At 67.2% G+C, this 12,537-nt stretch carries 10 protein-coding genes; 2 read left to right on the top strand and 8 right to left on the bottom strand.

What is annotated here, in order from left to right:
* Window positions 1-21: 21 nt before the first annotated feature.
* The 5 genes from MRS60_RS08340 to MRS60_RS08320 form a co-directional block, all read right to left on the bottom strand.
* The gene (locus MRS60_RS08340) at window positions 22-534 is read right to left on the bottom strand and encodes a fimbrial protein (RefSeq protein ID WP_034184132.1); all 513 of its coding nucleotides are present in this window, start codon (window positions 532-534) and stop codon (window positions 22-24) included.
* Between the two features lie 303 nt (window positions 535-837).
* Entirely contained in the window at window positions 838-1,071 is a 234-nt protein-coding gene (locus tag MRS60_RS08335; RefSeq protein WP_165948096.1) for a hypothetical protein, read from the bottom strand.
* A 333-nt stretch (window positions 1,072-1,404) separates the two neighbouring features.
* Window positions 1,405-2,886, bottom strand: coding sequence for an efflux transporter outer membrane subunit (locus MRS60_RS08330; RefSeq protein ID WP_243565609.1), 1,482 nt, complete (start codon window positions 2,884-2,886; stop codon window positions 1,405-1,407).
* Window positions 2,886-6,023: a multidrug efflux RND transporter permease subunit gene (locus tag MRS60_RS08325; RefSeq protein ID WP_243565570.1), complete on the bottom strand. Its 3,138-nt coding sequence runs from the start codon at window positions 6,021-6,023 to the stop codon at window positions 2,886-2,888. Before MRS60_RS08325 ends, MRS60_RS08330 begins: the two co-directional genes overlap by 1 nt.
* A 15-nt stretch (window positions 6,024-6,038) precedes the next feature.
* The gene (locus MRS60_RS08320) at window positions 6,039-7,244 is read right to left on the bottom strand and encodes a MexX/AxyX family multidrug efflux RND transporter periplasmic adaptor subunit (RefSeq protein ID WP_243565569.1); all 1,206 of its coding nucleotides are present in this window, start codon (window positions 7,242-7,244) and stop codon (window positions 6,039-6,041) included.
* A 149-nt stretch (window positions 7,245-7,393) separates the two neighbouring features.
* On the opposite strand from MRS60_RS08320, the gene MRS60_RS08315 reads away from it, so the two are divergent.
* Together MRS60_RS08315 and MRS60_RS08310 are read left to right on the top strand one after the other, a co-directional pair.
* Entirely contained in the window at window positions 7,394-8,041 is a 648-nt protein-coding gene (locus MRS60_RS08315; RefSeq protein ID WP_243565568.1) for a TetR family transcriptional regulator, read from the top strand.
* A 338-nt stretch (window positions 8,042-8,379) separates the two neighbouring features.
* Window positions 8,380-9,645: a M23 family metallopeptidase gene (locus tag MRS60_RS08310; RefSeq protein ID WP_034184128.1), complete on the top strand. Its 1,266-nt coding sequence runs from the start codon at window positions 8,380-8,382 to the stop codon at window positions 9,643-9,645.
* A gap of 165 nt (window positions 9,646-9,810) precedes the next feature.
* Here the strand turns inward: MRS60_RS08310 and MRS60_RS08305 are convergent, their stop codons facing one another.
* From MRS60_RS08305 to MRS60_RS08295, 3 genes are all read right to left on the bottom strand, one after another.
* Entirely contained in the window at window positions 9,811-10,536 is a 726-nt protein-coding gene (locus tag MRS60_RS08305) for an amino acid ABC transporter permease (RefSeq protein WP_217589700.1), read from the bottom strand.
* Window positions 10,537-10,538: 2 nt separating this feature from the next.
* Window positions 10,539-11,261 carry an amino acid ABC transporter permease gene (locus MRS60_RS08300; protein ID WP_105390213.1) on the bottom strand — a complete coding sequence of 241 codons (723 nt, stop codon included), beginning with the start codon at window positions 11,259-11,261 and terminating at the stop codon, window positions 10,539-10,541.
* 94 nt (window positions 11,262-11,355) lie between these two features.
* On the bottom strand, window positions 11,356-12,171 hold the full coding sequence (locus tag MRS60_RS08295; protein ID WP_131947354.1) for an ABC transporter substrate-binding protein: 816 nt from the start codon (window positions 12,169-12,171) through the stop codon (window positions 11,356-11,358).
* Window positions 12,172-12,537: the final 366 nt, after the last annotated feature.

Below are 12,537 nucleotides of genomic sequence, written 5' to 3'. Positions count from 1 at the left end.
CCCCTCCTCCGATACGGACGCTTACTGGTAGCGGACCGTGAAGTTCGCGACGCCGTCGGCGGTACCCGGCGTCACGCCGGCTGCCGTCGCTTCGTACATCGCTGCGAAGCGTGCGATGTTCGTGCCGTTTTGCAGCACGGTCGGAGCCTTCTGCTCGGCGCCGTTGTCGAGGTATTCGCCCGACGCGGCCTGCAGGCGGATGCCGACGTTGGTTGCCGAACCGATCGTGGCGAGCAGCTTCGGCTGGCCAGCGCTCGACGTGCCCGTGAACGTGAAGTACGCGTTCTGCGCGATGCTCGTGTCGCAGTCGGTCAGCTTGATGTCGAAATTGGTCGGCGTGGACTTGTCGCCAGCCTGCTTGAACACGTTGGTCGGCACCTTGCCGAGGTTCACGGTCTGGTTGACCGAGCCCGAATCGATGCCGCACGCGCCCGCGACGATCTCGCCCGTGAAGTTGATCGTGCCGGTGCCCGCTGCGAAGGCCGAGGTCGACAGGGCCGCGAGTGCGACAGCGGTCAGGAGGGATTTTTTCATGACGTTTTCCGTGAGAATTGCAAAGGGAATGGACGACGTGGCGGATACAAAAGGCAGCGTGTGGTGGCTCCCGTCCGTCACGAGGCGGCATTATCGAGATAGTCGTGAAAGTTTTTTGTAAATCATTGTTAAATATCCCTGACAATGTTCCATTTGCATCTTACAAATCACATTCATTCTCGACAATTTTTAATCTCACCGATTTCACCTGAAGTTCTCTTTTGCTCCACGGAACCGATTGAAGATTAACGATATTTTTCTCCTGCATTCCTCATAATCCCCCTCACCCATACTGGTATTGGTTCACATCGACCCCGATCCGAAAAAGACAAAACGTTGTCCAATGCCGCCATCGTTGTCGGACGGCAACATCAATATCAAATCATTTTCAACTGACAGGAAATTAACGTCGGCTTTCAGCAACTTCGATTTATTGCGCAAACGATTGCGAAATGAATGCGAAACGAATGCAAACGTTTTACCGCGACACTTTGCCGCCGGCATTAATTCCAATACATGAATTAATTCGACCGTCAATTACCGATCGAGAATCAGATATTTGCGCGGCCGTCGGCACGCGATGCGCGTGTCTGAATGGACGAGATGAAAAAGGAAGATGCGCGGCACATGTTTGCGCCGGGAGGCGACACGATCGATCGCCGGATGCGGGCCGTTCCGGAAGATGCCCTTCCGCACTGCCGCGGTATGAAAACGGTCTGGACGACTTGCCCGACAGCGGAAGCTAACGCCGATAGCGATCGGCGATGCAGCGGGCAACGATGTCGATCGAAACGGGAAACGGCGGCCGCACGTCGAATCGTGCGGCCGCCGTCTCGTTGCCCGGCGCGCTGCGGCGTCAGGCGACGCGCATCATGCGGAAGCCGCGACCTCCGCCGACGCCGACGCCGACGCCGATGCCAGCGCCCAGCCGCCGCCAAGCGCGCGATACAGCGCGATCGCGTTCGCGAGCCTGAGCTGCTTGAGCCGGATCAGCTCCTGCCCCGATTCGTACGTGCTGCGCTGCGCGTCGAGCAGTTCGAGATACGTCGCGACGCCGCCCGCATAACGGCGCTCCGCGAGCTTCAGTCGCGCACCGTCCGCCGTGTAGACGTCCTGCTGCGCGGCAAGCTGGCGATCGATCCAGTCGCGCGCGGCGAACGCGTCGGCCACTTCGCGGAACGCGGTCTGCACGGTCTTCTCGTATTCGGCGACCGCGATGTGCTTGCGCGCGTTCGCGACGTCGAGGTTCGCGCGATTGCGTCCGCCCGCGAAGATCGGCAGCGTGATGCGCGGCGCGAACGTCCACACGCTCGTGCCGGCCGCGAACAGGCTCGAGAACGCGTCGCTGACCGAGCCGTAGTCGGTCGTCAGCGCGATGCGCGGGAAGAACGCCGCGCGTGCGGCGCCGATCTGCGCGTTCGCGGCCTTGAGCCGCGCCTCGGCCTGCCGGATGTCCGGCCGCCGTTCGAGCAGCGCGCTCGGTGCGCCGGGCGCCACGGGCGCGATCGACAACGTGTCGAGCGCGGTCGCGTCGCCGGGCACGTTGCGCGCGAAATCGCCCGCGAGCAATTGCAGCGCCCGCATGGCCTGCGCATGCTCGCGCTGCAGCGCGGCCTGCGACGCACGCGCGGACGCCACCAGCATCTCGGCCGAGCGCAGCTCGATCGCGTCGCTCGTGCCGGCCGCGTAGCGGCGCTGCGTGAGCGCGGCCATGTGCACGCGCGCGTCGAGCGTGCGCTGCGCCAGCGCGAGCTGCTCGTACAGCGAGCGCTCCGATACATACGCCCCCGCCACTTCGGCGATCACGCCGATGCGGACCGTGCGCTGCGCGTCCGCCGTCGCGAAATATTCGGCGAGCGCCGCGTCGGACAGGCTGCGCACGCGGCCGAACAGGTCGAGTTCGTACGCGCTGACGCCGACGCCCGCGCGATACAGCCCGCTGATCGCGCTTTCGCGCACGACCGGGTCGTACTGGCGCGTGCGTTCATAGCCGAGATTCGCATCGACCGACGGCATCAGGTCCGCGCGCTGCACGCCGTACAGCGCACGCGCCTCCTCGAGCCGGCCGGCTGCGATCCGCAGGTCGCGGTTGTTCGCGAGCGCCGCGTCGATCCACGCCTGCAGCGCCGGATCGGTGAAATACGCATGCCAGTCGTCGAGCAGCGCGGCGTCGGCAGGTGTCGCATCAGGCGCCGCAGCCGGCTCCCGGCTTCCGTCTGCCGGCGCATAGGTAGCCGGCACCGGCGCCGCCGGCCGCTCGTAGCGCGGCGCGAGCGAGCAGCCGGCGAGCGCGAGCGTGGCGGCGAGCGCGAGCGGCGCCCGCAGTGCGGCGCGTGCATTCAGCGCAAACATCATTGCGATCCCTCCATCGTCGCCGGCTGCATGCCGCCGCGCCGGCGCGGGCCGACGTCGAACAGGCGGCCGACGATCACGAAAAACAGCGGCACGAGGAACACCGCGAGCACGGTCGCCGTGATCACGCCGCCGAGCACACCGGTGCCGATCGCCATCTGCGCGCCGGATGCCGCGCCCGACGCGAACGCGAGCGGCAGCACGCCGACGCCGAACGCGAGCGACGTCATCACGATCGGCCGCAGCCGCAGCCGCGCGGCCTCGAGCGCGGCGTCGACGAGCGACATGCGCTGCGCGACCAGATCCTTCGCGACTTCGACGATCAGGATCGCGTTCTTTGCGGACAGCCCGATCGTCGCGATCAGCCCCACCTTGAAATAAATGTCGTTCGGCATCATCCGCAGCGTGACGCCGAGCACCGCGCCGATCACGCCGAGCGGGACGACCAGCATCACCGCGAACGGGATCGACCAGCTCTCGTAGAGCGCCGCGAGCGCGAGGAATACGACCAGCACCGACAGCGCGAACAGCATCGGCGCCTGCGCGCCCGACAGCCGCTCCTCGAACGACTGCCCCGACCACGCGTAGCCGATGCCGGCCGGCAGCTTCGCGGCGATCCGCTCGATCGCGGTCATCGCCTCGCCGCTGCTGTGGCCTGCCGCGGCCGAGCCGTTGATCGTGAACGACGGATAGCCGTTGTAGCGCGTGAGCTGCGGCGGCCCCATCGTCCAGTGCAGCGTCGTGAACGCCGCGAGCGGCACCATCTCGCCGCGCGCGTTGCGCACGCGCAGCTTCTTCACGTCGTCCGGATCGAGCCGGTGCAGCCCGTCGGCCTGCACGACCACGCGCCGCACCTGCGTGCCGTGCATGAAGTCGCCGATATAGTCCGAGCCGAACATCACCGCGAGCGTCGTGTTGATCTCGTCCATCGACACGCCGAGCGCCGACGCCTTCGCGCGATCGATGTCGAGCTTCAGTTGCGGCGCGTCCTGCGTGCCCGCGAACATCAGGTCGGTGAGCGCGCGGTCCTTGCCGCCCGCCGCGAGCAGCTGCTCGCGCGCGGCGCTGAACGTCGCGTAGTCGAGCCCGCCGCGGTTCTGCAGCCGGAAGTCGAAGCCGCTCGACGAGCCGAGATCGGGCAGCGCCGGCGAATTCATCGCGAACACCGTCGTGTTCGGCGTGCCCGCGAAGCGCTCGTTGATGCGCGCGACGATCGCCTGCACATGATCGCGCGCGGCCTTGCGCTCCTTCCAGTTCTTCAGCGTGACGAAGATCATCCCGCCGTTCGGCCCTTCGCCGTACAGGTTGAAACCGCCGAGCGCGAACGTATACGCGGCCGGCTCGTCGGTGCGGATATACGACTCGACCTCGCGCACGCTCTGCATCGTTTCCGCGAGCGGCGTGCCCTGCGGCCGGATCACCATCACCATGAAGTTGCCCTGGTCCTCGTCGGGCAGGAACGCGGTCGGCAGCTGCGTGAGCATCAGTGCCGCGGCCGCGGTCAGTGCGCCGTACACGACGAGCCAGCGCAACGGCTTCTTCAGCATCGCGCCGACACGTGTCGCATAGCGCTGCGTCGCACGCGCGACGAAGCGGTTGAACCAGCCGAAGAAACCGCGCTTCTCGTGATGGTCGCCGGACACCGGCTTGAGCAGCGTCGCGCACAGCGCGGGCGTCAGCGACAGCGCGAGGAATGCCGAGAAACCGATCGACACCGCGAGCGACAGCGCGAACTGCCGGTAGATGTTACCCACCGCGCCGCCGAAGAACGCCATCGGCACGAACACCGACGTCAGCACCACGGTGATCCCGACGATCGCGCCGCTGATCTGCTTCATCGCCTTGACGGTCGCGTCGTACGGGCCGAGCCCTTCCTCGACCATCAGCCGCTCGACGTTCTCGACCACCACGATCGCATCGTCGACGAGGATGCCGATCGCGAGCACCATCCCGAACATCGTCAGCACGTTGATCGAGAAGCCGGCCGCATACATCACGCCGAACGTGCCGGCGAGCGCGACCGGCACGACGAGCGTCGGGATCAGCGTCGCGCGCAGGTTCTGCATGAACAGGAACATCACGAGGAACACCAGCACGCCGGCCTCGATCAGCGTCGTGACGACCTTGTTCATCGACACGCGCACGAACGACGACGTCTCGTACGGAATCTGGTACTTCACGCCCGGCGGGAAAAACGCGGACAGCTCGTCCATCGTCGCGCGCACGCGCTTCTCGGTCGACACCGCATTCGAGCCCGGCGCGAGCTTGATGCCCATCCCGGTCGCGACCTTGCCGTTCACGTAGGACGGATAGTTGTAGTCGTTGCCGCCGAACTCGACGCGTGCGACGTCACGCAGGGTCAGCGCGGAGCCGTCGGCCTGCGTGCGCAGCGCGATCGCGCCGAAATCGGCCGGCGTCTTCAGCGGCGCGTCGGCGAACACGGTCGCCGCGATCGGCGCGCTGGCCGGCACCGCGCTGCGGCCGATGTCGCCGATCGTCACGCGCGCGTTGTGCGCGCGCACCGCCGACGCGATGTCCGACGCGGTGAGGCCGTGCCCGGCCATCTTCACCGGGTCGGGCCAGATCCGCATCGCATATTCGGCGCCCCAGAACTGCACCTTGCCGACGCCGTCGACGCGGCGCAGCGCCTGCACGACGTTCGCCGACGCATATTCGCCGAGCTGCACGTCGGTCATCCGGCCGTCGTCGGAAGTGAGCGACACGACGAGCTGGATGTTGTCGGCGGCCTTCTCGACCTGGATGCCGTCTCGGCGCACGGGCTCGGGCAGGCGCGCCTCGACCGTCTTTAGCCGGTTCTGCACTTCGACGGCCGCGAGATCGGCATTCACGCCCTGCTTGAACGTCAGGTACAACGACGCCATCCCGGCGCTGCTCGTCGCGGACGTATACATCAGCCCCGGCGCGCCGTTCATTTCGCGCTCGATCAGCGCGGTCACCGATTCCTCGACGACCTGCGCCGACGCACCCGGGTAGGTCGCATAGATGCTGACGACGGGCGGCGCGATGTCCGGGTATTGCGCAACGGGCAGCGCGCGGATCGCGAACATGCCGCCCAGCATGATGAAGATTGCGATCACCCACGCGAAGACGGGGCGATCGATGAAGAAACGTGCCATGGTGGTTTGAACCGGTCAGGTTTGACGGGCGGCCGCGTGCGAAGCGGCCGCTGCCGGCGCCGCCTTCGACGGCGGCGCCTTCTCGACGGGCTTGACGGCCGTCTCGGGCGCGAACTGCGCGGCGTTGTCGACGATCACGCGTTCGCCGCCCGTCAGGCCGCGCGTGATGCGCCAGTCGTGGCCGCTCATCTGGTCGGCCGCGACCTCGACGTCCTTGACCTTGCCGTTCGCGCCGACGACGCGCACCGACGTGCGATCGGTCGTGCGCAGCAGCGCGTCGCGCGGCACGAGGATCGCCCGCTGGTCGACCGCCGTGTCGAGCGCGATCCGCACATACGCGCCCGGCAGCAGCTCGCGCTCCGGATTCGGAAACAGCGCGCGCATCGCGACGGTGTCGGTGGTCGGGTCGACCGCGAGATCGCTGAACAGCAGCTTGCCCTTCAGCGGATACGCGCTGCCGTCGGCGCGCAACAGCGTCACCTCGATGTCGTGCTGCGCAATGCCGGTCGCGCGGCCGCTCTTCACCGCGCGGCGCAGCGCGTCGACGTCGGCGGCCGGCTGCGAGAAGTTCACGTAGATCGGATCGAGCTGCTCGACGGTCGTGAGCGGCGTCGCCTGGTCCTGGCCGACGAGCGCGCCTTCGGTCACGAGCGCGCGCCGTGCGCGGCCCGCGATCGGCGCGGTGACGGTCGCATAGTCGAGCTGCAACTGCGCACGCGCGAGCTCGGCCTTCGCGGATACAACCCCGGCTTTCGCCTGCGTGTCGTCGGCGACGGCCTCGGTATGGTCGCGCTCGCTGACCGCGCGGTCGCGCACCAGGTCGTCGTAACGGCGGCGCTTGTCGCTCGCCGCGAGCGCGGCGGCCTGCGCCTTCGCGAGCGCACCCTGCGCGGCGTCGCGCGCGGCCTTCAGCGGCGCGGGATCGATGCGGAACAGCACCGCGCCCTGCTTCACTTCCTGGCCTTCCTCGTAGGTTCGCGCGGTGACGATGCCCGCGACCCGCGCGCGTACTTCCGCCTGCCGGTACGCGTCGAGCCGGCCCGGCAATTCGACGGTCATCGGCACGGCCGTCGGGCGCACCGTGACGACGGTCGCCTGCTTCGCGGTCTCTTTCTCCGCGTCCTGCTCGCCCTTGCCGCATCCGGCCACGACGAGCGCGGCCGCCAGCGTGAACGGCGCCAGCCGGCGGCAGCGCGACAGGAAGCAATTGTTGTTATTCATGGTGACCTCGGATCGTTCGCCGCCGATAAAATGCGGCGGCTCAGGGTGGTCGATTATAATCAGTCACGACTGATTAAATAAACGCTGTTTCAACCTGACCGCCACACTGTCTCAATAAAACGACAGCGAATTGTAAGGAAACTCACGACATGGCCCGCAAGACCCGGGAAGAATCGCTCGCCATCAAGCACCGGATCCTCGACGCCGCCGAGCTCGTGCTGCTCGAGAAAGGCGTCGCGCAAACCGCGATGGCGGACCTCGCCGAGGCCGCCGGGATGTCGCGGGGCGCCGTCTACGGCCACTACCGCAACAAGATGGAAGTGTGTCTCGCGATGTGCGACCGCGCGTTCGCGCGCACGTCGGAAGGTTTCGACGCAGGCGACGGCCTGCCGCCGCTCGCCACGCTGCGGCGTGCCGCGTCCCACTATCTGCAGGAATGCGGCGAGCCGGGCCCGATGCAGCGCGTGCTCGTGATCCTCTATACGAAGTGCGAGCAGAGCGAGGAAAACGGCGCGCTGCAGCGGCGCCGCATGCTGCTCGAGCTGCAGATGCTGCGAATCACGAAGGCGCTGCTGCGTCGCGCGATCGCGGCCGGCGAACTCGCCGCCGATCTCGACGTGCACCTGGCCGCCGTCTATCTCGTGTCGCTGCTCGAAGGCGTGTTCGCGTCGATGATCTGGACCAACCGGCTGCGCGGCAATCTGTGGAACGACGCCGAAGCGATGCTCGACGCCGGCTTCGACGCCGTCCGCATGTCCGCCGCGTTGCGCGGCCGCGCGCAAAAATTGCCGGGCTGACGAAAATTATCGTAACAAATTCTGATTTAACCCGATTTACCGCACTGCGAAACGAATGAGCTGACCCCCTTTAAAATTTTTAACGTTTCGCGGAACATCGGTAGACTGACGCTGTCATCATTCTTTAGCGTCTTCGTGATAACCGGGTTCGACCCGGTAAACACGCCGCCGTTCGAAGCGGGCCCGCCCCGCGCGTTGGGTCGAACGGAAACGACACAGGCCCCTGGCGGGGCCTGTTTTGTTGCACGCCCGCCGCCCGCCCCGTCGCCATTCGACGGTTGAGCCGCCGGCGGCCCCTGCCCACACCCCTTTGAACCGCTTTCCTGGATGTGGACACCTTGGTCAAGCCTGCCGCAACTCCTGATGCTTTCGCGCCCGGCCGCGCGCAGCGCGTCGTGCGCGCGCTCGTGCCGGCCGCCGTGCTCGGCGCCCTCGCCGCCCTCGGCCTTGCCGCCGCGCTGCCGGCCGTGTCGCAACTGCCGGGCGCCGTCGACTCGGGCACGGCCGTGCTGCCGCAGCGCGTGCTGTCCGACACGCCGTTTCCCACCGCGCAGCATTTCGTGACGAGCGAGCTCGCCCGCACGCTCGGCGAGCGCAACGAACACGGCGAACGCAACGACCGCAGCCTGCAGCCTGGCCTGTTCGCGCCGCTCAGCGCACACCGCAACGACATGCTCGGCTATGCGAGCCTGTTCCAGCTTGCGCCGCCCGAAAACCAGCACGGGATGCGCGCGGGCGACATCGAGCTCACGCTGTCCGATACGCTGAACCGGCTCGACGTGCCGCCCGAGGTGCGCATCCAGCTCGGCGATCTCGTCACCGGCAAGGTCGCGATGCGCGCGAGTGCGCAGCGCGGCGACTATTACCGCGTCGCGTTCGACACGACCGACGGCACGCCGCGCCTCACCGCGCTCGAACTGCGCGTCGCCGGCCGCACGTTCGGCGCGATCTGGTTCCGCGCGCCGGGTGCCGAGCACGGCGCGTACTACACGCTCGACGGTTCGCCGCTCGAAGCCGCCGCGTTCACGATGCCGGTCAAGTGGACGCGCATCAGCTCGTTCTTCGGCGAGCGCGTCCATCCGCTGTCGCAGGCGATGGCGTTCCACACGGGCGTCGATCTCGCCGCACCGAGCGGCACGCCCGTCGACGCGGCGGCCGACGGCGTGGTGTCGTTCGTCGGCACCGATCCGGGCGGCTACGGCCGCTACGTGATCGTCGATCACGCGGACGGCTACTCGACCTACTACGCGCACCTGTCCGCGTTCGCGCACGGGCTCAAGACCGGCGAAACCGTGAAGCAGGGCCAGCGGCTCGGCTCGGTCGGGATGACGGGCGCCGCAACGGGCCCGCACCTGCATTTCGAAGTGCGCGTCGCGAACGATCCGGTCGACCCGCTCGTCACGCTCGCCAGCGCGCAGACGGCGCTGTCCGACATGCAGCTCACCGCGTTCCGCCAGGAAGCCGCGCAATGGCGCTTCCGCCTCGCGTCTATCAATACGGCGCCGTTCGCGTTCGCGCAGAACGACGGGCCGCTGTGGGGCGATTTCGCAACCGACAAATCGACGCTGCGCGCGGTCTTCAACACGCACTACTCGGCGTCGTGACGCACGTGCCGCCCGCCGTCGCTCCGGAAGCGGCGGCGCAGGCGGCCGGCCATCCACCGTTGCTGTCCGTACTGCACGCCGGGCACGACCTGCCCGGTGTGCCGTCAACTGCGGATATTCACTAGCGCGTCCTCACCGGCCGTTCGCCACGGCCGTGGCACACCGTCACCGCGCGGGCTCCGTGCGCTCGGCCGTCGCCTGCTCGACGTGTTGCGCACGCGTGCCGCGCGACAACAGCCAGCGCGCCGCGCCGTCGAGCGACGTGCACAGCACCAGATAGATCGCCGCGACGAACAGGAAGATCGGCGCCGGATACACCATCAGCCGGTTGTTCACCTGCGTCGCGACGAACGACAGCTCCGGCACGCCGACGATATACGCGAGCGACGTGTCCTTCACGAGCGCGACCCACTGGTTGACGAACGACGGCGTCATGATCCGGATCGCCTGCGGCAGCAGCACGTGGCGCACCGTCTGCCAGCGCGTGAGCCCGAGCGACAGCCCGGCCTGCCATTGGCCGTCGCCCGCGGCGACGATGCCCGCATGCACCGCATGCGCGAGATACGCGCCGCCGACGAGCGCGAGCGCGCACACGACCGTCGCGAGCCCCGGCACATCCATGTGCAGCAGCACGGGCATCAGGAAGTACGTCCAGAAGATCAGCATCAGCACGGGAATCGCGCGGAAGAACCCGATGAACGTGAGCAGCAGCACGCGTACGGGGCCGCGCGCGAGCGCCATCGCGACGCCGAGCGCGATGCCGAGCACGGCCGAGGCAGCGGCCGACGCGATCGCAAGCACCAGCGACAGCGCGGCGCCGCCGAGCGGACCTTCCGGGAACGCGCCGACGAGCAGGTACGGCAGGTTGGAGAGCAGCAGCGAAAAATCCATCGTCAACGCCCCGCGCCAAGCCGGTCGCGCCATTGCGTGGCCGCATACGCACCGGCCTCGATCGCGGCCACCGCCGCGACGTACAGCAAGGTCGCGACGCCGAACGCGGCGAAGGTCTTGAACGTTTCCGTTTCGACCTGCCGCGACGCATACGACAGCTCGGCCACGCCGATCGCCATCGCGAGCGACGAGTTCTTCACGAGATTCATGTATTGGCCGAACAGCGGCGGCAGCGCGATGCGCACGGCCTGCGGCAATACCACGTAGCGCAGCGACTGCATCGGCGTGAGGCCGAGCGCCGCCGCCGCGTCATGCTGCGCGCGGCGCACGCCGCGCAGGCCGGCTTCGCATTCCTCGGCGACGAACGCTGCCGTATACGCGCTCAGCCCGACCCAGCCCGCGACGAATTCGAACGACGGCCATGCGAGCGTGAGCGGGCCCGCGCTCACTTGATGACGCGCGTTCAGCCACGCGATCCACGTGTCGGGCAGCAACGACGCGACGCCGAAATACCAGAACAGCAACTGCACGAGCAGCGGCGTGTTGCGGAACGCGACGATATATGCGGCGGCCGCCGTGCGCAGCGCCGTGCCGCGCGCATGCCGCATGACCGCGAGCAGCAGCCCGCCGGCGGTCGCGGCGACGGCCGACGCGGCCGCGAGGCCGAGTGTCAGCAGGAAACCCTGCCAGAGCCAGGACAGATATTTGGGAGCCAACCCGAGCATGCTGAGGGACGTGCGCGAAGCACGCGATCGGAACAAATCGGAAAGCGCCGCGCTGCCGACGTTCCGGCAAATCGCGGCGCGCGTGCGGCGTGGCTCAGGTCTTGTCGCCGATGCGGAAGATGCGCGTGAGCGGCGTCTTCGTCGTCGGCCCGAACCATGCATCGTAGATCTGCACGGCGCGGCCGTTCGCCTCGAGCCCCTTCAGCGTGTCGTTGACGAAGCCGAGCAGGCGCGTCTCGCCCTTCGGCACGCCGACGCCCATGTAGTCGTTCGAGATCGTGAACGCGGGAATCTCGTAGTTCTGCTTGTCGGGTACGTTCGCGAGCAGGCCGATCAGCTTCGGGCCGTCCTGCGTGATCGCCTGCACGTTGCCGGCGCGCAGCGCGGCGAACGCGAACGGCGTGTCGTCGTACGCGACGATCGTCGCCTTCGGGAATTTCTCGCGCAGCGTGATCTCGTTCGTCGTGCCCTTGTCCGCGCCGACGCGCAGGCCGTTCAACTGTTCGGCCGATTTCAGCACGCCCTTCTTCGCGAGAAACTGCTGGCCCGACGAGAAATACGGAATGCTGAAGTCGACCTGCTTCGCGCGCTCGTCGGTGATCGTGAAGTTCGCGAGCACGAGATCGACCTTGCCGGATGTCAGGAACGGAATGCGGTTCGCGGGGTTGGTCGGCTGGAGTTGCAGCTTCACGCCGAGCTTGTCGGCAAGCGCCTTCGCATAGTCGACGTCGAGACCGACGATGTGGTTGTTCTTTGCATCGACATAACCGAACGGCGGGTTGCTGTCGAACGTCGCAACGCGCAGCACGCCGGCCTTCTTGATGTCGTCGAGACGGTCCGCATGCGCGACCGTGCCTGCGGTGACGAGCGCAGCCCCGACGAGCCACGTAGCGAGAGTGTGGATTTTCATGAGCACGACCTGATTTGTTATGAAGGCCGCCGCGGATCGCGCGGCGGCCGGTTCGAGGAACATCGCGACGAAGTGTGGTGTCGCGAAGCCGCTAACGTATCAGCGCATGCGGCGAATCCGAACCAACAAATGGTGCTTTGCTCAGCGGGTTTCGTGATGAGGCAAGCGAGCCGTGCGGCGGCACGCCGCGCACAAAAAAAGACGCCCGCTGCGGACAGCGGGCGCGAATCCCAGTCAAGGAGGTGTCACACGAACTACGGGCTCAGATTAAGGAAATTGAGCGTAACGGACAACGAATCGATTTCGATATCGATATGACGCGCCCCACCGACGCGATGCCGAGGATGTCTACCTGCGCGATCGTCC

The sequence above is a fragment of the Burkholderia pyrrocinia genome, assembly GCF_022809715.1.
GTDB lineage: Bacteria > Pseudomonadota > Gammaproteobacteria > Burkholderiales > Burkholderiaceae > Burkholderia > Burkholderia pyrrocinia_C.
The sequence above is the reverse complement of the archived record's forward strand: the minus strand, read 5'-3'. Positions and strand labels throughout refer to the sequence as shown.